The 435-nt window shown below is 55.4% G+C and carries 1 pseudogene; it reads right to left on the reverse strand.

Annotated features, from left to right (window positions below):
* Positions 1-435 (reverse strand): annotated as a pseudogene (locus J1G18_RS27890) (hypothetical protein); the annotation flags it as partial.

Consider the following 435-nt stretch of genomic DNA (forward strand, 5'->3'; position numbering starts at 1 on the left):
TCCCTTCAAGCTTGATCGAAGTGTCAACGGTCGTGGCGCCCGGGAGAATCTCATTCCCTTTGGAGTCTTTCGATCCGGTAATTTCTGGCCGAACATCCTCAAACGCTTTGATCATGTAGGTGCGCACAGGGAAGTCCACTGCCTCGCTCTCATTCGTGTTCTTGCCGAACGCGGCCTTGAACTCCATGGTCAGCGGGCTGCCATCCTTGAGGTTTCTCAAGCCTTCAAGGGCGATGCTCCGCTCGTAATAACCTTGATTGAGCCACTGGGCGCTGACCATTGAGCCTGGTGCCGTATGGATCTGCAGGTTGTAGTCGCTGCCATCAGCGTTCGTCCCTTTCAGACGCAGCCAGACATATTGGCCTGTGGCAATCAACGGCCAGACGCCCATGCGATAGGTGGCATTGGTGGTCAGATTCCCTACGTTGAACTCCG

This window comes from Pseudomonas sp. MIS38 (assembly GCF_019891575.1).
GTDB classification, from domain to species: domain Bacteria; phylum Pseudomonadota; class Gammaproteobacteria; order Pseudomonadales; family Pseudomonadaceae; genus Aquipseudomonas; species Aquipseudomonas putida_A.